A 21,593-nucleotide genomic window follows, 5' to 3' on the forward strand; every position below is an offset into this window, starting at 1 on the left:
GAGGGCGGGGTCTTCCTTTTTTTATTTCCATGCTGCAACAAATGGGGAAGATCGTATCATTTGAAGATCGGTTTGCGCAGGGCTTTTGCCTGCTATCAAGTGGACGAAGTGCTCGGAGAGATCAAGGCGGGAAATACGGAGCAAGTGAATCAGGAGCTGAAACCATGATTTTCTACTTAAAAAAAGATTACCACCGAGCGGCGTTGTAGCCTCCATTCATGTAAAAACCGGGAGTCCGTCTCCCGGTTTTCCTTCTTACTGATTCTGCTGCGGCTGCAGGGGCTGAAGCGTGCCTTGGACCATCCGGTTGTTGAGCAAGGCGTCCCCGGCCCGATGGCCGACGCTGCGCCCGACCGAGCTGCCTACAAGTCCGCCCAGCACCGCGCCGACCGCTGTACCGAAGCCCGGAAGCACAGTTGACCCGAGCATTGCGCCGTACTCTACCCCGGCCATAACGCCGACGGCTCCCGTCACATTTTCTACGGTTTGCACGGCGTATTCCTTCGTCTTCATTTGCCCTTTGGCCAGCGCATTCGTATCCTGTATTTGAGACAAGCCGCCCGAAATCAGTCCGGTCCATACGGAACCGTTTTGAAACATGCTCCCACCTCATTTCGAGTCATCCGGCCATAGCATGGCCGTTTTTTTAGCTTGCCCTGTTCTCATTCAAAACACTCTGTCAGACCCTCGGGTTTACTTCCGTAAGCCTTCAATCGTATCTTTGGCCTGCTCCGTCAAATTCAACACGGCCTCCGTCCCTTTTACCGCAAATTTGCGCATCGTTTTCCGGGCTTCCGGGGAAAACGCCAGCATCATCGCGGCACCCGCAAGTACATAACCGATCGGCAGTTTCGCCATGGTCTCACCCCACCCTTTCAAAAAATAATGTACTACAGATCATCCCACATTAACGAAAAATTATGCATGACCACGTGCTGCATAAATCGCTAAAGGCTGTGTATACTAGCGAAAACCAGCCCTAGACTCCAAAACGAGGAAGCCCAAGGAGTGTATGTATGCCTACGGAAAGCTTGAAACATCGACGGTTTGTTCGAATGCTGCCAGGACGCATTCGCATCGAATTTTACGGTCTTCATAACAATCCGGATACGGCACAGCGGATTCAGGCAGAGCTTTCGGTCTGGACCGGAATCACCCTTGTCCGGGCTTGCCCTCTTTCAGGCAGGGTCCTTCTGATGTACGATCAGCGGCAGCTTAAGGCGGAGCAAGTCCTCGAACGCATCGAACGGTTGGAAGAGGAGCTTTCGCAGCCTTGCTCCGACCCGGAATCGTTTAGGGTATATGATGCTCCTCCAACCTGCGAGCAGTCCTCCCCTTCCCCGGATGCATCGTACATCAAGCGGGAAGCCGCAGCCGCGGCGGAGCCGTCCAGGGCGTCATGCGAGGCGCAAGCTTCAGGCCGCATGCCTCTTCCCCTTGCGCTCAGCATGGGCGGTCTCGCCGCGCTTGGCGCGAAGCAGCTGCTGCTTGGCAGATCGGCGTTGGCCCGTAGTCCGGCTCCATTTTATTTATCCGCCGGGCTCTCTGTCATTACGGGCTATCCGCTGCTAAGAAGAGGGTTCCAGAGCTTCGCCAAGGAACGCAAGTGGAACGCCGACCTGCTTCTGGGTGCCGGCGCATTAGCGCTTGCTTTGGTACGGGAAAATCTAATCGTTTTGGCAGGAATCGGTCTTCTGCAATATGTGGAGTGGAAACGAAATCAGGCGGCGGCGAACCACTCGCCGGCGGTGCTTCCGCCTGAAATTAAGCGATATACGGAAAATGCGAACAAATGGGGGCTGATCGGCGCCGGGGCGACCCTCGCGTTCACGCGCGACCCTCTGCGTGCGGTTGCGGTACTGCTCGCCGCCAACCCCAGACCGGCGTTCATTCCGGCGGAATACGGCTGGCAGCAGGCGGAGCTTGTGTGCGCCGAAAGGCAAGCCTTGCTGCCGGACAGCGGCTCCTTGTCCAAGCTGGCAAGAACGAAAACGCTGCTCCTGGAGGATGCTTCGGCGCTCTATCGGGTTGAAAGCGAGGAAATTCAATGTTTGACGAAAGAAACGGAGGCCGACAAGGCGATTTGCTTAACGGCCTCATTGTTTGAAAAAAGCAGCCATCCGTGGAAAGCCGAGCTATCGGAAAAAGCAAGACGAACGTGCCGGACCCTCCGGACGGCATTTCAGGTGGAAGAATCGGCGGAGGGCCTACAAGGCAAAATCAGCGGTGCCCGCGTGTTTGCCGGGAGCTATGCCTACTGCCAGAAGCAGGGCATCGACTGCGGAATGTACGAGTTGGAGGCCAAGAGATTGGCGAGGCAAGGCGCGGATGTGCTTTTCGTCGGAGTTAAGGCGGAAAGCAGCGGGGGAACCTGCATCGGACTGCTCAGCAAGAAGCGGCAGCTTCATTCGGCACACGCCCCCTTGATTCGTGAATTGAAAGCGCAAGGATGGTCGATCGGAGCGTTGAGCTGCAGCAAAGGGACGGACATCTCGTTGCTGGAGCGGCAAGGTCTCGATTCGGGCTGGCTATCGCTTCAGCCCGGCGAATGGGCCGAACGATTGGCAGCCGGCGTTCCGCGTGGAGAGAACGCATTGCTGGTGACCTGCGGCGATACCTCGCCCGTTCATGCCCTGTGCCGGGAATACGGCATTCCGTCGATCACAGTGCAGCAGTTGTCCGAGCTTCCGCAGACGCTGGAATTGACCCGCCTCATGGACCGCAGCGTACACCGAAATTACCGGCTTACCGCGATCTGGAACATGCTCGGCTCCGCTCTGGCGGCATTCGGCTTCATTCGTGCGCCGCTCGTCAATTTGGCTTCCGACGCCCTTTCGTTGGCATTTATGTCCGCTTTCCGGCAAACGAGCGAGCGGGCGGCTCTGCTGCAGCTTGCGACGGGCGACCGGGAAGCCGCTGCTACGGCGGAGGCGCCTGTTCTGTGGCACGAGGCTCCGTGGGAGCGGGCCGTCAGCCATTATGGCACCGATACCGGGCGCGGGCTCCAAGCGGAACAGGTTCATGCGCTGCGAAGCGCTCACGGCAGCAATCATTTGGAAGGACGACAGCCGACGCCTTGGATCGCCTCTTTTTTGGGACAGTTCAAAGAATTTACAACCTTAATCCTGCTTGGGACGACGGCTTTGTCGTTTTTTACCGGCGGCCTGTACGACGGCATTGCCATGGGGGCGGTGCTGCTCGCCAATGCGGCAGTCGGCACGATACAGGAGCGCAAAGCGGAACAGGTCATCGAATCGCTCAACCGGTACCAGCCCCCGACCTGTAAGGCGCTGCGTAACGGAGCCCTGAAAGAGATTTCCGCGCTGGAGCTCGTCCCCGGCGATATCGTACAATTGGAGGCCGGCGACCGCGTACCGGCCGATATCCGGTTGGTCGAATCGTATAACTTGCAGGTCAGCGAAGCTGCATTGACGGGAGAATCGATCCCTGTCTCGAAACAGGAAGCACCTGTCGACGGAGCGCTCCCGCTGGCGGAACGTTCCAATATGATCTATATGGGCACCGACGTTACCCGGGGCAAAGCGACCGGCGTCGTCGTCCAGACCGGCCTGCATACGGAAATGGGCCGTCTTATGTCCTTGCTGCAGAACGACGAAAAAGAACTGACGCCGCTGCAGAAGCAGGTCACCTCCATTAGCAAAAAGTTCATCAAAGGAGCAATGATCGTCTGCGGCATCGTGTTCGTCACGGGACTGCTGCGAGGCATTCCGCTGATGCAGATGGTCTCCACTTCCATTGCGCTTGCGGCTTCGGCTATCCCCGAAGGGCTGCCCGTAACCATTACGATCGCGCTGAGCGCCGGCATCTTCCGCATGGCCCGCAAGCAGGCGCTCGTCCGCAAGCTGTCTGCTCTGGAAACGCTCGGGCGGACGACGATCATCTGCTCGGATAAAACCGGAACGCTGACCAAAAACGAAATGACCGTCCGACATGTCGTCTCATTGAACCGGAGCTGGGAAGTGGGCGGTACCGGGTACGCTCCGTCGGGGGAAATTCGCCGCATCGCTGCCTCAGGCCGGGCAGCCGCGGCACTCGAACAGAACCCGCAGCAGCCTGAACTGACCCGCCTCCTGCAAATTAGCATGTTGTGCAACAATGCCAAGCTAGAGCAGGACGACGAAGGACATTGGACCGTTAAGGGGGATCCGACCGAAGGAGCGCTCCTTGCTTTTGCCGCCAAAGCGGGCATCAATCCGGAGAACATGCGGCAATGGCATCGCGGCAAAGAAATTCCTTTCGATTCGAACACCGGCAAGATGAGCGTCGTGTGCAAGGATACGGCCGGGACCGAATCTCAGGACTGCTATGTTTTCACCAAAGGGGCGGTAGAGACGCTCTTACAGCGCTGTACCCAAGTTCAATCGGATGGCCAGTTGCTCGAACTGACCGAGGAACGCAAACGAATCATATCGGAGCAGAACGGCAAGCTATCGGGTGAAGCGCTGCGCGTGCTCGGTTTCGCCTATCGTCCGCTCACAGACGGAGACCTTCCTGAGCCGGACGAGCGGGACATGATTTTCGTCGGGATGGTCGGCATGATGGACCCGCCGAAGCCTGAAGCTGCGCACAGCATCCAAGAAGCGCTGGCGCTCGGCGTCAAGCCGGTGATGATTACGGGCGACCACCCGATCACAGCCATTTCGATCGCACGGCAGCTCGGCATGTATGACGGCTCGCAGCGGGTGCTCTCGGGGCATGAGCTCGACCGGATGCCCGACGAAGAGCTTCAGGAAGTGGTCGAGCACACCACCATTTTTGCCCGGGTGTCGCCGGAGCATAAGCTGCGCATTGTGCGCGCCTTTCAACAGCGCGGCCACCTGGTGGCAATGACGGGGGACGGAATTAACGATACGCCCGCCATCAAGCAAGCCAATGTCGGGATCGCAATGGGGAGAACCGGCACCGAGGTGACGAAGCAAACGGCGGATATGGTGCTGAAGGAAGACGATTTCGGCACGATTGTCGAGGCCGTAAAGGAAGGCCGGACGATTATGGGCAATATCCGTAAGGCGCTCGGCTGCCTGCTCACCGGCAATTTGGCGGAAATCATCGTGTCGAGCGCCGCAGTTATCCTGGGTATGCCGCTGCCCCTCGTACCCGTACAGATCCTGCTCATGAACTTGATCACGGATGCGCTGCCTGCCATGGTTCTGGCCATCAATCCCGGGAATAAAACAAAGCTGACGGAGCGTGTCGAAATCGCCGACGGCAATCTGTACCGGAAAGTCTTCACACGCGGCGCTCTGCTCGGCTTAGGCTCCCTCGGACTGTTCGCGGCAAGCCTCGCAGCCGGAGTACCTCTTCCGGCAGCCCGGAGCATTGCTTTTGCCACGCTGGTATCGGGACAACTGATGCAGACGTTCTCATGGCGGCAGGAGGGCGCGGCCGAGTCGGTCAAGGACTGGAGCAGGGATCGCTTTCTGGTCGGAGCGCTGGGCGTATCCTGGCTCTCCCTGCTCGCCGCCCTGTATATACCGCCGGTGTCCCGCTTCTTCCAGGCGGCCCCGATCGCATGGAGCCACTGGATTCCGGTGCTTGCCGTTGCCGGCTCGGTGACGCTGCTGTCGAAGCCGATCGTGGCATGGGTCGAATCGGGAAGCCAGGCGGCACCGAAACCGGCTCGACAAATGCGGACGGCCGTCGTCGCATAGCTTGCTGTCTATTCGGAGGTAGGAACCATGAGAGAACAACAGATCGAAAAATGGCTGGTCGGCGCCGCGCTTGCATTTACGGCGTCGACGCTCCTTCCCGTTGTCAAGGCTACGCTGCTTCCTGTTGCCGAGGCGGGTTACCAAGGCTTGCGGAGCGCGGCGGGCGCGGCTCGTTCGTCCTTGCAGCGGGCCCGGGAGGAGCTAGAAGATATCGTTGCGGAAGCTCAATTTGAGCGCATGAAAAAAAAGCTGGACCTCGAAATCTCCTCTTCCGGGGACGAGTTCGAACCGGCGCTGTCCGGCAGCGAGGCGGGGGAAGCGGCGCTTGAAAGATGACTCTGTCGAATTTCACCTGAAGCAGGCGCGTCTCCATCTGGAGCAGGCCTTAACTGTGACCAAGTTACAAGCTTCCAATGAGGAAGCCCACCAATCGATGTCGGAGCAATGGGGACATTTTTTCGCCTTTTTGATTGGAGACGGCAATCGAGAAACAGAAATAAAGGAGATTTGAAGCATGCAGGAGCCCTCTGTCGATTTCCATTTGCGCGAAGCGCTGTCCCATTTGGACGCGGCGCTGAATAAAAGCATTCTTCATGTCCAAGCGGACGCAGCGGCCAAAAAAGAAGTGGGGCAGCAGTGGGAACGATTTTTAGGGGAATTTTTTCAGCAAGTCCGGGAAAAGGGAAAGCAATCCAAGCTCAACCTGTGGAGCTGGATCGCTTTCCCGCGCATTCGCTAAACGGAGTCTGACGGGCGCGCTCTACCCGGACTTTTTAGCCCGCGTCAATTTCGCCGGCCCAATCGCAGCGGGAAACCGAACGGCTTCAGGTGGGCTTCCGTTTGCCGTGCCGTTCAAAGTGAAGGGCAGCATTGATCTCGCCGCCGAGAATCAGGACGATGCTCGACAAATAAAGCCACATCAGAAGCACGATGATGCCACCACTGCTGCCGTACGTTTTCGAATAGCTGCCGAAATGATTGAGTAAGTAGGAAACAACAGCGAAGCGGTCACCCAGCCGACCGTAGCGAACAGAGCGCCAGGCAGCACTTCCTTGAACGTGAGCCGCAAATTGGGCGTGAAGCGGTACAACAGGATGAATACGACAGCAATAGTCGCAAGCGGAATGACGTATTGCGCAAAATTCCACAGCAAATCGAAATTTCCCGGGAAATGTACAATATTGTAAAGCAATAACCCGATAATCCTGCCGAAGATTAGCAGCACAAAGGTAACAAGATGACAACCGCCAAGATGACGTAAAGAGAAACGGCGATTCCCTTAACCTTCCAGGATGGCCGACTCTCCTCCTCGTCGTACGCCTTGTTCAGTGCCTTAATAACCGCGCTAATGCCGTTCGAGGCCGACCACAGAGCGGCAAGCAATCTGCGGCCGAAGAACGTTCGCGTACCCCTGTCGAATCCGGTTTCGTCGAACGAAGCGCACTCTCGATCTTTGGGCTCTACGGTTCTCGCCATCACACCTTCCCCCTTCCGCTGCCGTAAAATTCGACAGTTTAGCTTGGAATTGTGCTTGAGATATTACTTAACCGTAAAGCTCGTCTTACAATCAAGAGCAGACAGCTGCGGCACTCGCCCAGCAGCACGATCCGGCGCTGCCTCAATTCAGACGGGAGAACGCTGCTTTTCCATAAACCCGGTCGCATCTTGATCGGCCTTGCTCTGGTTGCATGCATAACAGGAGCATACGCAGTTCACCGGCGTCGTATGGCCTCCCTTGGATTTCGGGACGATATGGTCGATCGTATCGCCGTATCCGCCGCAATAGCGGCACGTATGATGGTCCCGGGTCATAATCATGCTGCGGAAATCGTCGTTGCTGTACAGCCGGCGAATCATGTATGGCGTAACAACGACAGCCGCCTGTTCCTCTACCAAAAGCACAGCAAGGCTCCATTCGATCTCTTGAATCCACGGCCTGCCGTTGTTACTCTTCCCCTTCATGCGAATCATCCCCTGCCGGTCTTGTCTCAGCAGCTTCGCCGCACGAGGCACCGGGGGCGCTTGCGGAGCTGGGGCAGCCAGCCTTTTTCGCTCGCATTTGCGGCATATATTTTTGCGGGAGGACCCGCTTGACTTTCGGCTGCCCCGGGTCGGGAACTGCCGGTAATATTTGCTTTGTCCGCAGCGTTTGCATGATTTGTACAGGCTGCAGTGGGCTCCGTTCATGTTGTTCCTCTTCTTTTCGTCTGACATCGCTAAGGATTAGTATAACAGGTTTGCCGGGATTTCCGCATGTTCCATTCTTTAACGCCCCTTATCGTTGACGCTACACATCATTAACGGCGCAAAAAAAGCCGGAGAGTCGCTCTCCGGTCAGAATGTTGAGAAAGTGGGGTTTTACAAAAATAGAGATGCAAGCGGAGGTGGGGTATCCACTGGAGAAGCGATAGCGGCCGCCTTTGTCTTCGGGAAATGTCCGCTACTAAGCGGCTTCTAATCAAATTTCCTGGGGACCTGGGGTCCCCGCAAAGTACTCGGACTAAGCTTCTCTGATTCAACTTCACTTTGCGGGGTGGGGCAGCGGTCGGAAGTGGATACCCCACCCCCTCGTAACCTCTATTATCTCAATTGCCCTTTCTCAACACTCTATTCGGCCGTTCGCCTTACCCGCTAACCTCCGTTTGCGATTTCACCCCCGGCTGTGCGGTAATTTGCTTATAGAGCATGAAAAACACAGCGACCACGATAACCTCAAATGCGCCTGCCCAAAAGTACATCTGTCGTACCCCGAGGCGGTCGGTGAGAAATCCTGTAAAAAAGCGGGACAGCGGCGTAGAAGTCATGCTAATCGCCGCAAACAGACTGCCGACCCGCGCCATGTAGCGATTGGGCACTTCTTTCTGCATCATCGTGCGGATAAAAATGTTGACCAACGCCGTACATACGCTCAGCCACGCGAAGTTTAGACACAAAAACACAAGGGTGGAAGAAAAGCAGACCGTTAAAATCGCCAATCCCTGACCCAAAAATCCGAGCAGTACATATAGAAAGGACGGCTGCTTCACGCTTTTCACCGACAATAAACTTCCGCAGACGATCCCGGCAGCGGCCTGCCAAGTATAAATATACGACATATGCTGCGCATCCCAGTTCATGCTTTTCATTAGAAACGGAAGCAGCAAGCCGTTGCTATTCGCCCCGATATTTACACAAAAAATAAGCCATAGGAGCGTCATCATCATTCGGCTGTTCCGAATAAAGACCCAGCCCTCCGTAAGGCTTTGCGTATAATGCTTCCATTTGCCGGATTCCGGATTAGGTTCAGTTTGCGTCTTTTGAATACGAACGAGGAGAAGAAGCAGTGCCGATGCTGTATAGCATCCGGCCATACAAAGAAAGGAAGCTTGAATGCCGAGCAGATTCATGCATAGTGCGCTTATGGAAGGGGCAATCAGAGACAAGATTCGGGCAAGGGTGTACCACACGCCGTTCATTCGGCTTAAGTGGTCCTCGGACACCAGCTGAGGCTTGATCGCCTCTACCGCGGGATAAAAGCTGGCATCCGTGACGGCAAATACGATGGAAATCAGCAGAAGCACAACCAAGGACGGGGCCTGGGTCGTGCTTACCAGCATCAATCCAATCATCAGGAGCGCGCGTATGACATTGGAGACGGCAATGATTTTTTTGGCTCCCCATACATCGACCCAGGCCCCGCAAAATATGCTGGCGGCAAACTGGGTGATCCCGCTGACCAGCATAATCGTCCCCATATATTGAACGGAATGAGTCGCCGATGCGATATACCAGGAAAATACGAAAAAGTAAAGCAAGTCCCCGATGCTGCTCACCATTCCACATGCGACAAAGGCCAGGAAATTTTTATTGAGCATGGTTTACTTCCCTTTCTCACGCATCCTAGGCGTTTGCGGAAGTGGCCTTTTGTACCGCCATTTTGCGCTTTTCCTTGCCGACGATGCGGATTACGTCTTTAATCTTGGACTTTAATGGAGGACAGGGGGCTACCCCCTTCTCGATCCGCACAAGCGGACAGGACGCGCCTTGACAGGAAGGACGCAGGAAGCAGGATTTACAGCCGGAATCCTCCGACTCGTCGTTCATAATCCACAGCGCGTGCTTGTCGGCATCGAGCTGCATTTGTCCGTCAGGCGTGATGCGCCCGATTTGATTGTTTTCGTTGTACAGGGCTACGGTGCATTTGTAGACGATGCCATCGGAACCAATCACGAAGGAATTGGACTTGGCCGCATAGCAAACGTAACCTCCCGGCTTCAAAATATTTTCCAGGTCGTTGCCAAGCCCTTCTTCCAGACCCATCGTGCACAAATTCAATTGATGCTTAACCGATTCCTTGAGCGACACCACTTCCAGATTGCCGTCGTTCTCTCCCCCCCATTTGCCGATTGGGAAATAATCGATGTGGAACCGCGGATCCTCCCCAAAATGCACACGAAGCTTCCGAATAAAGCTTGGAATCTGATGCACGTTCGTCTGGTCAAAGTTAATGCGGATTTTACAGCGGAACGGTTCGGGGCGTTCCTTGAGGTGCAGCAGGTTTTGAAAAATGGTTTCGAACGTGGGGGCTCCGTTCTGCAAATATCGGTTGGCGTTATGCTGCTCGGCGTCACCGTCCAGTGTAATTTGGAAAGCGAATACGCGACAGGCAAACAGCCGCTCGATATTTTTCTTCGTTAGCAGGTACGCATTCGTGGTTATGTTTGACCGGTATTTCACGCCATATTCGTCGCACAAGGGGATAATATGCCGCGAGATTTCTTCTATCGCATCAAGCGCAAGGATGGGCTCGCCTCCAAACCAGCTCATTTGCAAATGGTTAAGAAAGCGGACCTTGTGCTGAAGGAACGATTTGACTCCTTGAATGACCTCCGGCTGCAGCTTGCCTTTTTCGAACTTTTCATAACAGTATTTGCATCGGAAGTTGCACTGCTCGGTCGTCAAAAAGATGAGTCTGAGCTTCTGCTCGCTTCTTCCGACCATTTCATGCAGCATGCGGGCGCGAAAAAATTCGTTGATATCCTCGCGAACGAGGAAGCCTTGCTTCTTGAGGACGGCGGCCACCCCATCCAACGGTTCGTCCGCTCCAAGCTTGAGCAGTTGATCGACATAGGGAACCTGCTCGGCCGAGATATGCATAAATGCGCCTGACATCGTATTCGTGATGTACATGCTTCCATCCGGCTCCACCGCCTTAATGTTGTAGCGGGAGGCGCGATACCTTTTTTTGTCGGTTGACCCTTCGCGTTGCGGCAAAACTGTAAATGGCTCCATTTCATTCACCGCCCTATTTACGAGTTAGAAGAGCTGGAAACGAATGTCTCCAGCTCCGTGGTACTTAGCACGAGTTACAGTTCCCGTTGTCATCAACAGTGTCTCCATCGCCGATAATCGATGACAATTCCGTCAACTCTACAGCTTCGTCCAATACGTCTACACCATGGAAAGTATTTTCCATTTTCATGTGATATCACCTCCTTTCATGAATAAAAAAATGGATGATCAGGTGGATATACAATATCGTTCATACTTGTTCTGAATGTATTTGGCACACGTATAAGGATTGGGGGGATGGCCTCCCGACATTTTTTCGCCCGTAGCGGTAACGGTTACATTTCCATCTGGAATGGCGACATGGTGGCCCAAATCGAGCAGCTTTTGCACATTGGCTTGTACGACCGCCGTGTTGTACATGTTCAGATTCATCGTAGGGAAGAACAAGACAGGTCTAGGAAAACAAAGGATGAGCATCGTAAGGAGATTATCGGTGATTCCGTTGGCAGCTTTGGCTAACGTGTTGGCGGTGCAGGGCAGCACGATGAACATGTCCGCCCACGAGGCAAGGAAAGAATGAGGTACGGCGACGTCATACGCAGGGTCGAGCATTTTTTGATAGACTTTCCCTTCGATATGTGCGCCCAAGAATTGCGGGTTGATGAAGTTGGAAACATTGTCCGAAACGACGACCCTTACTTCGGCTTGCAGCTTGTCCTGAAAAATCCGTATATAATACGGCAATTCGATGATCGCCGAAGAGGCGCTTGCTCCGACCAGCAGCTTCATAGATTCCCCTCCTTGGTATAATCCAAATCCATTCGACGCATCGTTGCGAACGAAAATGTAATCGCTTCCATTTAAAATTTTAAAAAAAGCGTCGAGGGGAGTTCCTATCCATCCGTCTGCATGAGGTAGATTCTCTTAATTAACATATTCGATTGAGGAGTTCTTGAAACATAATATACACCATGAGAACATGGTTGTAAATTACTTTTTGTATAAATTATTACTTTTTTAGTTTTTTTATTAATTAATATAAAAATATCCCTTTATATCGCAACGCGCGGTCTATTGACCTGCCCCCGGTCACTCCAGCAGCTTGCCGAGAAGAGCCGGACCGCTTCGAAAAGAGCTTTCCAACCCGATGGCCCTAAGGAAGGCGGCTAATTTCTTCGATAATTCGGGGCCTGCTCGCTGAAAAGGGGAAAATTCGGCGAATGTCCGGTTTGTCATCGCGGCAAGTTATTTCTATACTGTAATTAGTGGCATGTGCAACTATTATGAGGGCGGGAGGAAGCCGTATGATCGATCAGCGCAATACGATTACAAGGTGGGTATCGCTCCTGTACCGTTACGGACAAATGTACATCGGCGAGCGGCTCAAAGCGCATGGCATCGGCAAAGGCCAGCATATTTTTCTGAACGCGCTGTATAAAGAAGACGGCCTCAGTCAAGAGGAGTTGTCGAGCTATTTGAAAATCGATAAAGGAACGACGGCCAAAGCGCTGAAAAAACTCGAGGCGCAAGGCTATGTGCTGCGGCAAGTACGGGAGGAGGACAAGCGTTCTTACCGCGTCTTTTTGACGGAGAAGGCTTGGCGGATCAAGGACGAGGTGCGCGGGGTGCTCACCGACTGGAGGCACATTCTGTCCGACGGCTTGACGGAGGAAGAGCAGCGGCTCGCCTTGGAGCTGCTGGAGAAGATGGGCGGCAATGCGGCCCGGTTTAACGAGGAAAACGACAAGACGCCGAAAGCATAAGCAGAGAAATTACATCGGAAGGCAGGTGAACGCCTTGTGAATCTGAGGCATGCGGGGATGAGGGTCGTCAATAACAACTTTCATGCCCTGACCCATAAAAACTACCGTTACTTTTGGTTTGGACAATGCGTTTCCCTGATCGGCACCTGGATGCAAAACATCGGCCAATCGTGGCTCGTGCTGACGCTGACGGGCTCGCCCCTGCTGCTCGGGCTGGTAGGGACGATCCAATTTTTGCCTGTTACCTGCTTTTCACTATTTGCGGGAGCGCTCATCGACAAGTTTCCGAAAAGGAACATTCTGATCATGACCCAGACGGTGTCGATGCTGCTGGCTTTGATCCTATCCGCTCTTGTTTTTACGGACACGGTCAAGTACGGCTATATTCTGGTCCTTGCTTTTCTACTCGGGCTGACGAACACGTTCGACATGCCGACGCGGCAGGCGTTCAATATCGAAATCGTCGGCAAGGAAGACTTAATGAACGCGATCGCGCTCAATTCGACGACCTTCAATCTGGCCCGCATTGTGGGACCGGCGATCGGCGCCGGCATGATGGCTTACCTCGGGGCCGGGTGGTGCTTTCTGCTGAACGGACTCAGCTTCATAGCCGTCATCTACGGGCTGCTGCAAATCCGTACGACGCCTTACGTCCGCGAGAAGAAAAAAGACACCGGACTGCTCAAGGAGATCAAGGACGGCATCGTCTACATTTCCAAGGACCGGCTGCTGGCGCGCACACTGCTGCTCGTGGCGGTCGTCGGGACGATGGCCTATAACTTTAGCGTGCTTATTCCCGTCTTCACGAAAGACGTGCTGCATATGCAGGAGAAAACGTACGGACTGATGATGTCCTGCCTCGGCGTCGGATCTCTGATCGGGGCGCTGATGATGTCGTTCCGCAGCAAAAAAGGTCCTCGGCTGTCCGTGATCATCACTTGCTGCCTTCTCATCTCGGTCTTCCTGCTGTTGAACGGGATGACCGGCTCTGTGTACACGTTCGGCCTGCTGCTGGCGCTGCAAGGCTTCTGTAACATCCTGTTCTCGACCAACTGCAACTCGTCGCTGCAAATTCATTCCAAAGAAGAGTACCGGGCCCGGGTCATGAGCGTGTATTCGCTCGTCTTCGCCGGCTCGACACCGGTCGGCAACCTGTTCGCCGGCTACGCGGCCGATCATTACGGGGCCAACGGCGCGTTCTTGCTGTGCGGCTTGTTCTGCCTCATTCCGTGTCTGATCATCATCATCGCGTACCGCAAAAAAGCGGACGGACCCGAAGAGTCCGCGGCGGCTTGAGATGGCGTGATAAATAGAGCGATAGAGAATTGACCGCCAAGACAAAATAAGCTCAGCGGTCAATTCTCTTTTTTATATTATCGCTAGCTACGCACTTTTTTGCCGAACCAGCTTGGCGCTCATTTGCGGACTAAACTGCTTCTCCCATTTCGAGACCACAATCGCTCGAAATTACGCTCAAGCAAAACATCGGCCTGAAACGGAAAAAGCAAGTCGTCTACAACGAGCACGAAAATATTTTGCTGGCGATCGAGGCTGGAGAGCCGGAGCTTGCGAAGGTGCAGTCCGCGATTCACGTCCGGAATGTGGAGAAGAAGCTCTTTTTGTTTCTTGAATCGTGAGTCAGTCGCTGCCCTCGGCGGCTTCGTAGCGAATCGTTCCCGGCTCCCGGCGGAAGCCGCGCGTCATCCAGAGCAGGTACAGCAGGCCGAGCAGCGTCCAAGCGCCGCCGAGCAGCAGCGAATTGCGCTCCAGATGCGTCCAGAAAAACAAGACGAAGCCGATGCCGGCCAGCGGAAGCAGCAAGTAGCGCAGGAGCGCCAGCCAGGACCGCTGTTTTTCCCGGAATATATAGTGGACGATGACGGACAAATTCACAAAAGTAAATGCCGTCAGCGCGCCGAAATTGACGAACGACGTGGCGACGAGCAGATCCAGCACGAGCGCCGTCAGCGAAATGAGGCCGATCAGCAGGATGTTGAACACCGGCGTGCCGAGCGAGCGGTGAATGTAGCCGAACACCGGACCCGGCAGCGTCCGGTCCCGCCCCATCGCGAACAGGAGACGCGATCCGCTGAGCTGCGACACGAGCCCCGAGGCAAGCGTGGAGGTGAGCGCAGCGGCCAGGAACACGGCCTGAAACAAGACGCCGCCGAGCGCCAGCGCGATTTCGGCGGACGCGCCTTCCGGGTTGTTCAATACAGACACGTCCGGGAACAGCCTTTGCGCGAAGTACGAGGCGGTGAAAAACAGTCCGCCACCAAGCATCGTGATCCATAGAATGCCTCTTGGAATCGTCGTGCGGGGCTCTACCGTTTCTTCGGACAAGGTCGTCACCGCATCGAAGCCGAGGAAGGCAAAGCACAAGATCGACGCTCCGGTGAGCAGCGCTCCCCAGCTCGCATCCGCGGAAAGCAGCGGCTGTGCCGATACGAGTGCCTCGCCGCCCGCACTCAGCCGGTACGCGGCCAGCACGACGAACAGCGCCACGACAAGAAATTGAAACGCCACGAACAGCGCATTCACCGAGATGGAGACGTTGACGTTAAACAAGCACAGCGTCGTAATCAGCGCCACAAATCCAGCGACCCATACCCACTGCGGCACATCGGGGAACGCCGACGACAAATAAATCCCGGTGAGCAGCGCGTTCATCATCGGCAGAAACAAATAGTCGAGCAGCGAGACCCAGCCGACCATAAAGCCCGCGTGTGGCCCGATCGTCTGCCGGGTATACGTATAGGCGCTTCCCGCGGACGGGTACACCTTCACCATGTGTCCGTAGCTCATCGCCGTGAATAGCACCGCCGCAATCGTAAGCAGATACGCGGCCGGAACATGCCCCGCCGTCACTTCGGATACGATGCCGAACGTATCGAATACGGCCATCGGGGCCATATAGCCGACCCCCATCGCCACAATATGCCAAAGCTTCAGCCGACGCTGCAATACCGGTTTTCGTTCCATGCGATCATCCACCTATTCTAAGATACACGTTTCTATTGATGTTACTTGGCGAAAGCCGCAAGTCCGAGCCGCGCCTTCCGTTGGACGCTCGCCAGCCGGGCGAACAAGCCGACCGCGCCCAGAGCCAAGCCGGATATCAGACCGATCCAATAGCCGTAAGCGCCGAGATCGGTATAATTCGCCAGCCCGTAGCCAACCGGCAGGCCGACGACCCAATACGAAACAAGGGCGACGATAAAGGTCACATTCACGTCCTTGTAGCCGCGCAGCGCTCCCTGAATCGGGGCGGCGATGGCATCCGACAGCTGGAAGAAAATCGCGTAGATCAGAAAATGCTGCGTTAAAGCGAGCACGTCCGGCTCCCTTGTGTAAATCCCGGCCACCTGCTCGTTAAACAGCCACAACACGACCGCACAGAGCAGCGACATCCCGACCGCGAGGCCGATGCCCAGATAGCCGTATTGTCTGGCGTCCTTGTACCGTCCCGCCCCAGCTTCGAAGCCGACCAGTATCGTCAGTGACAAGGAGATGCTGAGCGGAATCATATACAGGAACGAGGCAAAGTTGATCGCCGCTTGATGCGCCGCGATCGTTACCGTGTTGAAGTTGCTCATCAGCAGCGTTACCGCGGCGAAAACACTCGTTTCGAACAAAATGGCGAAGCCGATCGGCACGCCCATCTTCAGCAGCTCTTTCCAGACGGACAGCGAGACGCGGTACAGCTTGCGGAAAATGCCGAATGCGGCGAACGGCTGCATGCGGGCGGCCACGGCCAAAGCCACAAGAAAAATGACCCAGTACGTAATCGCCGAAGCGACGCCGGTTCCCGCACCGCCCAATGCGGGCAGCCCCATTTTGCCGTAGATCAGCACATAGTTCAGCCCCCCGTTGACCGGCAGCGAAAGCAGCGTGATGAACATCGTTACCTTCGTGTGGCCAAGAGCATCCATAAAGCAGCGCAGTACCGTATATAAGAACAGCGGCAAAATGCCGAACGCAATCGAAATCAGGAACAAACGGGCGATCCGGCGCACCGGCTCCTCCAAGTTCATGTTCTCCAAAATCGGATTCAGCGCGAACGCTCCAGCCAGCAGCACCGCAGCCGATACTCCGACGGCCAAATAGAGCGCCTGCACGACCTTAAAAGGAATTTCCTCCTTGCGGCCCGCCCCTACCAGCTGGGCGACCATCGGCGTCACGGAAAACAAGATGCCGCTGAGTCCGGTCTGTATCGGAATCCAGATACTGGTGCCTATAGCCACCCCCGCCAAATCCTTGGCGCTCACATGTCCCGACATGAACGTATCGAAGAAGTTCATCGCAAACATCGCAAGCTGCGTCACCAGGATGGGAAGCAAAATGACGAACAATTGTTTTGTTTTTTGAGATAGCTTGTCTGTCGAATTCATGATTAAAATTCCGAACCTCCTTTTACCTTTCTTGCAGCCGCATCGTTTCAGTTTATGCGATGAAAGGGGTTACAGGCAAGATTTTTTTGCGAGGTGGCTGTGGATCGACGTTGCTTCTTTACAACGCTCTCTTCAAGATCCATAATACAATAAGTACCAAATTATGGAGGAGTATCGAAAAGTTATGAAATCAGCAGTTCCTTATTTGCAAGTCGCAGCGGCGATGCTGATCGTCGGAAGCTTCATCATCGTCAATAAAATGATCGTCCGCACGTTTCCCGTGTTTTTGGCCTCCGAGCTTCGGCTGTTAACCGGCGCCATCATTATGACGCTGCTTCTGCTCGCCCGCGAAGGACGTTTTCCGACCCTGACGAAGAAGGATTGGGTCGTTTTATTTTTCCAATCGTTTATCGGCGTGTTTTTGTTCAGCTTCTTTATGCTGTACGGCTTAACCTACACGACGGCGCTGGAGAGCGGCATCATCACAAGCATGACCCCGGTGATGGTCGGGCTGATTTCGCTGTTATTTTTCAGGGAACGGCTGAGGTGGAATCAAACGGCAGGCATCGTATGCGCCGTCCTCGGAGCGCTCGCCATCAATATTTTCGGCGGCATGTTTAATACGTCCTGGAGCTTGCATACGTTGTGGGGAAACCTGCTCGTGCTGTTGGCCGTTGCCGGGGAGGGCGTATTCTTGACGTTCGGCAAGCTCGTCTCCAAGCAGGTCAGCCCGATCGCCATCGCGACGATGACGAGCTTGCTCGGCTCGGCGTTTTTTTTGCCGTTTGCGGCATACAATGCGGCAAGCTTCGATTTTGCCGCGGTGAGCGCGACGGACTGGCTGCTTGTGCTGTACACGGGAGTCGTAATTACGGTCATTGCCACGATTTTGCTGAACCAGGGGATGGCGAAAATTTCGGCGGGCTCGTCGGCGGCTTTTACCGCATTGATGCCCCTCAGCACCATCGTCATGTCGGCGTTGTTTTTGCATGAGTCGTTTTTCTGGTACCACTTCCTGGGGATCGCCTTCGTCTTTGCCGGGATTGCGTTTGCGACATTGCCCTCCTCCCGGACGAAGCGGAGAACCTCCGTGGCGGCGCAGAGCAAAGGCTACGAAGGATTATGATGCCGGCAGACCTGCCTAAGCTCAAAAAGCCCCGGGCCGAATAATCGCGTCCCGGAGCTGAAAGATGCCGTTCTTTACCACAGAAGCCCGCCGTTCCGCTAACGCGCCGCGGGCTATTTTAAATGCAATCCGTTCTCCACGGCGAAAATAACCGCCTGCGTCCGGTCCCGCACATCCAACTTGGCGAACAGACTCGACAAATGATTCTTCACGGTCGTCTCGCTCAGAAACAGGCGGGCGGATATTTCCTTGTTGCTGCAGCCTTCCAGCAGCAGCCCCAATACTTCGCGCTCCCGCTCCGTCAGCTGGACGGAGACGCTGCTTAGGGCAGGGGGCGTTCCGCCCGCACGCTTGGCCTCGGCGCTCCCCAACGAACGCATAAGACCGGACAGCTTGCGCAAGTAAGACGCCGGCACAATCGATTCCCCGCTGCGGATCAATTCGATGGCCTTGAGCAGCTCCTCCGGGGTGAGGTCCTTCAGCAAATAGCCGATCGCCCCCGCTTCCAAGCAGCCTGTGATCAGTTCGTCCTCTTCGAAGGTGGTCAAAGCGACAATTTTGATATCCGGATAAGCCTGCGCAATGCTCCGCGTGGCCTCAATGCCGTCCATCCGGGGCATCCGCATGTCCATGAGGATGAGGTCCGGCCGGAGCAGCGCCGCTTGCTCCACCGCTTCGATCCCGTCGGCCGCTTCTCCTGCGACTTCGATGCCGGGCTGCCGCTCCAGCACGATCGCCAAGCTTTGACGAATCAGCGTCTGATCGTCGCAAATGATAATCCGATACGGAACGCTCATCCCCCGTCCTCCTTCATCTCTGCCTGCTCGTCCGCGGGCCAGCTCAAAATGATGCGAAAGCTGTCGTCCGCCGAATCGAACGTTACGCTGCCGCCGACGCTCCGCATCCGACGCTCCATGCCGCTTAATCCGATACCGGGTTCCACGGGCTCCGACACCATGCTTCCGTTGTTCATGATCATCAATTGGGCGAACCCGCCCGACTCCCGCTGCAGGATGGTGATATCGCTTGCCTTGCCGTGACGAATCGCATTCGTGACCGCTTCCTTGACGCATTGATAGACGGCATACCGCTTGGAGGGCGGTACCTCCGACGAATGAACGATGCCGATGTTGACTCCGCTCGTCACCTTCACGCTGGCGGCAAACCGCTCCAACAGTCCTTGCCAGTCGCGGGCGGCGAACCATTCCTCGATTTCCTGCATGGAGCGGACGGCCCGGCGGATTTCCTCAAGCCCGTCCTTTGCCGCCCCCCGCAAGGACAGCAGGTGCCGTTCCGCTTCGTCCGGACTCGTTCGCACCAGCTCCCTGCAAGCGTCCAGTCCGCGAATGACGGTCGTCAGGGTATGGCCCACCGTATCGTGGATTTCGCCTGCAAGCCGCGTCCGCTCGCGAAGAACGGCACTCTCCTCCGCTTCCAAAGCATATTGAATCAACTCCGTATGCGCCTCCTCCAACGCAGCCTGCTGCCTTTTGATCCGGTTCAACAGCGTTTGCGTCATGCGGTGCTCCTCCGTCTGGGAGCGGATCATCCAGCCGATCGCGTAGACGATGAACCAGCCCGGGTCCAGCGCCCGCACGGAAGCCTCGAACCCGTATCCGGCCAAACGGTGGCCGAGAACCATCAAACAAGCAACCGCGGCTAAAGCCGGCATTCCCGCGTTGAACGGCAAATTGCGTCCGCACCGCAGAATAACCGGCAAAAATAGCAGTACAACTTGCGGCACCCGATCCGCATACATAACGGTCAGTCCGGCAACAAGCGCGCTCTCCGCTGCGATTTCGGCCATCACCCGCCGCGGTGTCCCGTCGCGCGAATAAAGGAACTGAAGGAGCCCGAAGCCCAGCAGCAGCCCGTACGTCAGCAGCGATTCGGGGTCGGCCAGGCGTCCCGGCCGCTCCATCACATAGGGCCGCAGCACCAGGAACACCATAAGCCACCGCAAGCCATGAGCCATGGCCGCCCGAATCATCGCATGTTTTGCCGGCATTGTTCCGTTCCTCCTCGCAGGGGATTCCTTCTTCATCTTACATGCAGGCCCGCCTCAAGAAAAGCCCGGTTTCCGGCCAAGAACAAATCGTCCGCGCAAGCCCTCCCGGAACCGGTGCCGTCAGCCTTTCAGCTTCCGGTAAGCACGGTAAATCCACAGCCTTCGGAAGACGACCGAGCCGAGTCCGACCATCAGAAGCGCTCCGCTAATCAGCTCCGCGCCGTCGCCGAAATGCCGGGACATCCAGCGGACGCCAAGCAGAACGAACCAAATGGCGATCCCGGCCACCGAGCCTTTCATGACGACTTCCCCGGTGGCAGCATGAATGCGGAATTTCGTCAAAGCGCCCCGGGCTATACCCACCACGGCCCCTACGGCGGCGCCTGCCGTCATAACCAGCGGAGCATACGGTGTCAACGTAAAATCTTGTCCGATCAGGCGCAGGCTGACATAAACCATCAAAGCGGGCACGATCCATAACGTCGCTATTTTCACCGGACGCTCCCGCAATTGTCTCAAAGCAATCCAGATCAGCAAAACCAGCAAAATCAATCCGTCGGTCATCGGCTTTATTCCCTCCAAGTCGTTGATGCCTCCATCGTACCCGTTTCCCGCAGGACGCACATCACCAAAACGGACACATCATCATCGTCCGAACGGACACTCTTTTGGGGAACCGTCCGTCCGGCTATCGACAGGAATATTCACCGAGGACCGGAGCTGCCGGATAGCTGCTCGCTTAAGCTGCGGTTAAGCTCCACGATTCCTTCGAATTGTTTGATCGTTAAGGAAGCTTTTCCTCCCTCCTCCGATCCGGCAGTATAGTAAATCTTGTAAATTAAAGGGATCAGCGCTGCTGAGGCATTCGTCATGCCGAATAGTTTGCCCGGTCGGTTTCGGTAAAGCCGTTATGTTCTCTATAGCTTTTCTCCAAGTTTTTCGTGATTTCCAGCATGTTATTCGCTATCGGGTTCAACAGATTCGTATGCGTCGCACGATCGATCGTATCCGAATCAGCTTCAATCGCAGCAAGCCTGCGATTTATAGCGATGACGGATTGTATGGTCAATGGCCCGTTATGATTGCTGACGATCTCCTCGTAATTGCTTAGAATCCTATAAAGTGAATGCCCTGCGATGCTTTCCAATTCCATCTTGTTTCCTTGACGACGTTCATAAAGATCATAAAGAATGGAAGCCATCATCCATAATAAAACAAAAGTAACGAACAGGAGAAACGCCGTTTTCTTCTGGACCCATTTCAAATTCACCCGCTCCTACCGTCTGTTGAATTAAGTCTAGTATACGGTTTTGTTTGAACAAGAGCATTGGACATTGACAAACGATTCAATGACGCGGGAAT

At 55.3% G+C, this 21,593-nt stretch carries 21 protein-coding genes and 1 pseudogene; 7 read left to right on the top strand and 15 right to left on the bottom strand.

The genetic code is table 11. The annotated features are described in order from the left end of the window. Positions 1 to 255 precede the first annotated feature (255 nt). Positions 256 to 600 carry a hypothetical protein gene (locus ET33_RS18695; protein WP_036685011.1) on the bottom strand — a complete coding sequence of 115 codons (345 nt, stop codon included), beginning with the start codon at positions 598 to 600 and terminating at the stop codon, positions 256 to 258. Between the two features lie 93 nt (positions 601 to 693). Beyond that, complete coding sequence (locus ET33_RS39285; RefSeq protein WP_167336438.1) at positions 694 to 858, bottom strand: hypothetical protein; 165 nt, start codon at positions 856 to 858, stop codon at positions 694 to 696. A gap of 158 nt (positions 859 to 1,016) precedes the next feature. Between ET33_RS39285 and ET33_RS18700 the strand changes: the two genes are divergently transcribed. Genes ET33_RS18700 through ET33_RS18715 form a run of 4 tightly spaced genes read left to right on the top strand, consistent with a single transcriptional unit; the run spans position 1,017 to position 6,411 of the window. Then, positions 1,017 to 5,672 carry a cation-translocating P-type ATPase gene (locus tag ET33_RS18700; protein WP_036685014.1) on the top strand — a complete coding sequence of 1,552 codons (4,656 nt, stop codon included), beginning with the start codon at positions 1,017 to 1,019 and terminating at the stop codon, positions 5,670 to 5,672. A gap of 27 nt (positions 5,673 to 5,699) precedes the next feature. After that, positions 5,700 to 6,008 (top strand): hypothetical protein, encoded by a 309-nt coding sequence (locus ET33_RS18705; protein WP_063761667.1) that lies wholly within the window; start codon positions 5,700 to 5,702, stop codon positions 6,006 to 6,008. Next, complete coding sequence (locus tag ET33_RS18710; protein WP_036685017.1) at positions 5,998 to 6,183, top strand: hypothetical protein; 186 nt, start codon at positions 5,998 to 6,000, stop codon at positions 6,181 to 6,183. Before ET33_RS18705 ends, ET33_RS18710 begins: the two co-directional genes overlap by 11 nt. Before the next feature lie 3 nt (positions 6,184 to 6,186). Then, on the top strand, positions 6,187 to 6,411 hold the full coding sequence (locus ET33_RS18715; RefSeq protein WP_010493440.1) for a hypothetical protein: 225 nt from the start codon (positions 6,187 to 6,189) through the stop codon (positions 6,409 to 6,411). Between the two features lie 85 nt (positions 6,412 to 6,496). On the opposite strand, the pseudogene ET33_RS40645 reads toward ET33_RS18715, so the two are convergent. From ET33_RS40645 to ET33_RS18740, 6 genes and pseudogenes are all read right to left on the bottom strand, one after another. Further along, positions 6,497 to 7,148, bottom strand: a pseudogene (locus tag ET33_RS40645) (YihY/virulence factor BrkB family protein). Between the two features lie 147 nt (positions 7,149 to 7,295). Further along, positions 7,296 to 7,859, bottom strand: a complete 564-nt coding sequence (locus ET33_RS18725; protein WP_036685022.1) for an HNH endonuclease — start codon at positions 7,857 to 7,859, stop codon at positions 7,296 to 7,298. A gap of 437 nt (positions 7,860 to 8,296) precedes the next feature. Further along, positions 8,297 to 9,526 carry an MFS transporter gene (locus tag ET33_RS18730; protein ID WP_036685026.1) on the bottom strand — a complete coding sequence of 410 codons (1,230 nt, stop codon included), beginning with the start codon at positions 9,524 to 9,526 and terminating at the stop codon, positions 8,297 to 8,299. 25 nt (positions 9,527 to 9,551) lie between these two features. Beyond that, positions 9,552 to 10,943, bottom strand: coding sequence for a radical SAM/SPASM domain-containing protein (locus ET33_RS18735; protein ID WP_051775434.1), 1,392 nt, complete (start codon positions 10,941 to 10,943; stop codon positions 9,552 to 9,554). A gap of 64 nt (positions 10,944 to 11,007) precedes the next feature. Continuing rightward, the gene (locus ET33_RS40285) at positions 11,008 to 11,133 is read right to left on the bottom strand and encodes a hypothetical protein (protein WP_268808327.1); all 126 of its coding nucleotides are present in this window, start codon (positions 11,131 to 11,133) and stop codon (positions 11,008 to 11,010) included. Positions 11,134 to 11,171: 38 nt separating this feature from the next. Beyond that, complete coding sequence (locus ET33_RS18740) at positions 11,172 to 11,732, bottom strand: flavoprotein (protein ID WP_051775435.1); 561 nt, start codon at positions 11,730 to 11,732, stop codon at positions 11,172 to 11,174. A 515-nt stretch (positions 11,733 to 12,247) separates the two neighbouring features. Here ET33_RS18740 and ET33_RS18745 point away from each other — a divergent pair. After that, the gene (locus ET33_RS18745; protein WP_036685029.1) at positions 12,248 to 12,706 is read left to right on the top strand and encodes a MarR family winged helix-turn-helix transcriptional regulator; all 459 of its coding nucleotides are present in this window, start codon (positions 12,248 to 12,250) and stop codon (positions 12,704 to 12,706) included. Between the two features lie 36 nt (positions 12,707 to 12,742). Continuing rightward, positions 12,743 to 14,002 carry an MFS transporter gene (locus ET33_RS18750; protein ID WP_235206754.1) on the top strand — a complete coding sequence of 420 codons (1,260 nt, stop codon included), beginning with the start codon at positions 12,743 to 12,745 and terminating at the stop codon, positions 14,000 to 14,002. A 342-nt stretch (positions 14,003 to 14,344) separates the two neighbouring features. On the opposite strand, the gene ET33_RS18755 is transcribed toward ET33_RS18750, so the two are convergent. Beyond that, positions 14,345 to 15,688 carry an APC family permease gene (locus ET33_RS18755; RefSeq protein WP_036685032.1) on the bottom strand — a complete coding sequence of 448 codons (1,344 nt, stop codon included), beginning with the start codon at positions 15,686 to 15,688 and terminating at the stop codon, positions 14,345 to 14,347. Positions 15,689 to 15,729: 41 nt separating this feature from the next. Further along, the gene (locus ET33_RS18760; protein WP_036685036.1) at positions 15,730 to 17,097 is read right to left on the bottom strand and encodes an MATE family efflux transporter; all 1,368 of its coding nucleotides are present in this window, start codon (positions 17,095 to 17,097) and stop codon (positions 15,730 to 15,732) included. Positions 17,098 to 17,281: 184 nt separating this feature from the next. On the opposite strand from ET33_RS18760, the gene ET33_RS18765 reads away from it, so the two are divergent. Then, positions 17,282 to 18,223 (top strand): DMT family transporter, encoded by a 942-nt coding sequence (locus tag ET33_RS18765; RefSeq protein ID WP_036685041.1) that lies wholly within the window; start codon positions 17,282 to 17,284, stop codon positions 18,221 to 18,223. Positions 18,224 to 18,336: 113 nt separating this feature from the next. Here ET33_RS18765 and ET33_RS18770 read toward each other — a convergent pair whose 3' ends face one another. The 5 genes from ET33_RS18770 to ET33_RS18785 form a co-directional block, all read right to left on the bottom strand. Then, complete coding sequence (locus ET33_RS18770) at positions 18,337 to 19,020, bottom strand: response regulator transcription factor (RefSeq protein ID WP_036685044.1); 684 nt, start codon at positions 19,018 to 19,020, stop codon at positions 18,337 to 18,339. Continuing rightward, positions 19,017 to 20,231 (bottom strand): sensor histidine kinase, encoded by a 1,215-nt coding sequence (locus ET33_RS18775; RefSeq protein ID WP_036685047.1) that lies wholly within the window; start codon positions 20,229 to 20,231, stop codon positions 19,017 to 19,019. Before ET33_RS18775 ends, ET33_RS18770 begins: the two co-directional genes overlap by 4 nt. Before the next feature lie 120 nt (positions 20,232 to 20,351). Next, positions 20,352 to 20,795 (bottom strand): DUF1453 family protein, encoded by a 444-nt coding sequence (locus ET33_RS18780; RefSeq protein ID WP_036685050.1) that lies wholly within the window; start codon positions 20,793 to 20,795, stop codon positions 20,352 to 20,354. Between the two features lie 140 nt (positions 20,796 to 20,935). Further along, positions 20,936 to 21,103 (bottom strand): hypothetical protein, encoded by a 168-nt coding sequence (locus ET33_RS38955; RefSeq protein WP_161783550.1) that lies wholly within the window; start codon positions 21,101 to 21,103, stop codon positions 20,936 to 20,938. Beyond that, the gene (locus ET33_RS18785; RefSeq protein WP_036685053.1) at positions 21,100 to 21,495 is read right to left on the bottom strand and encodes a hypothetical protein; all 396 of its coding nucleotides are present in this window, start codon (positions 21,493 to 21,495) and stop codon (positions 21,100 to 21,102) included. The genes ET33_RS38955 and ET33_RS18785 overlap by 4 nt, the downstream gene beginning before the upstream one ends. Positions 21,496 to 21,593 lie beyond the last annotated feature (98 nt).

The sequence above is a fragment of the Paenibacillus tyrphae genome (genome assembly GCF_000722545.1).
In the GTDB taxonomy this organism is placed as follows: domain Bacteria; phylum Bacillota; class Bacilli; order Paenibacillales; family NBRC-103111; genus Paenibacillus_G; species Paenibacillus_G tyrfis.

Coding starts and splice junctions, on each gene's coding strand:
- ET33_RS18695 (WP_036685011.1), bottom strand. CDS start 600: ATGTTTCAAAACGGTTCCGTATGGACCGGACTGATTTCGGGCGGCTTG.
- ET33_RS39285 (WP_167336438.1), bottom strand. CDS start 858: ATGGCGAAACTGCCGATCGGTTATGTACTTGCGGGTGCCGCGATGATG.
- ET33_RS18700 (WP_036685014.1), top strand. CDS start 1,017: ATGCCTACGGAAAGCTTGAAACATCGACGGTTTGTTCGAATGCTGCCA.
- ET33_RS18705 (WP_063761667.1), top strand. CDS start 5,700: ATGAGAGAACAACAGATCGAAAAATGGCTGGTCGGCGCCGCGCTTGCA.
- ET33_RS18715 (WP_010493440.1), top strand. CDS start 6,187: ATGCAGGAGCCCTCTGTCGATTTCCATTTGCGCGAAGCGCTGTCCCAT.
- ET33_RS18725 (WP_036685022.1), bottom strand. CDS start 7,859: ATGAACGGAGCCCACTGCAGCCTGTACAAATCATGCAAACGCTGCGGA.
- ET33_RS18730 (WP_036685026.1), bottom strand. CDS start 9,526: ATGCTCAATAAAAATTTCCTGGCCTTTGTCGCATGTGGAATGGTGAGC.
- ET33_RS18735 (WP_051775434.1), bottom strand. CDS start 10,943: ATGGAGCCATTTACAGTTTTGCCGCAACGCGAAGGGTCAACCGACAAA.
- ET33_RS40285 (WP_268808327.1), bottom strand. CDS start 11,133: ATGAAAATGGAAAATACTTTCCATGGTGTAGACGTATTGGACGAAGCT.
- ET33_RS18740 (WP_051775435.1), bottom strand. CDS start 11,732: ATGAAGCTGCTGGTCGGAGCAAGCGCCTCTTCGGCGATCATCGAATTG.
- ET33_RS18745 (WP_036685029.1), top strand. CDS start 12,248: ATGATCGATCAGCGCAATACGATTACAAGGTGGGTATCGCTCCTGTAC.
- ET33_RS18755 (WP_036685032.1), bottom strand. CDS start 15,688: ATGGAACGAAAACCGGTATTGCAGCGTCGGCTGAAGCTTTGGCATATT.
- ET33_RS18760 (WP_036685036.1), bottom strand. CDS start 17,097: ATGAATTCGACAGACAAGCTATCTCAAAAAACAAAACAATTGTTCGTC.
- ET33_RS18765 (WP_036685041.1), top strand. CDS start 17,282: ATGAAATCAGCAGTTCCTTATTTGCAAGTCGCAGCGGCGATGCTGATC.
- ET33_RS18770 (WP_036685044.1), bottom strand. CDS start 19,020: ATGAGCGTTCCGTATCGGATTATCATTTGCGACGATCAGACGCTGATT.
- ET33_RS18775 (WP_036685047.1), bottom strand. CDS start 20,231: ATGCCGGCAAAACATGCGATGATTCGGGCGGCCATGGCTCATGGCTTG.
- ET33_RS18780 (WP_036685050.1), bottom strand. CDS start 20,795: ATGACCGACGGATTGATTTTGCTGGTTTTGCTGATCTGGATTGCTTTG.
- ET33_RS38955 (WP_161783550.1), bottom strand. CDS start 21,103: ATGACGAATGCCTCAGCAGCGCTGATCCCTTTAATTTACAAGATTTAC.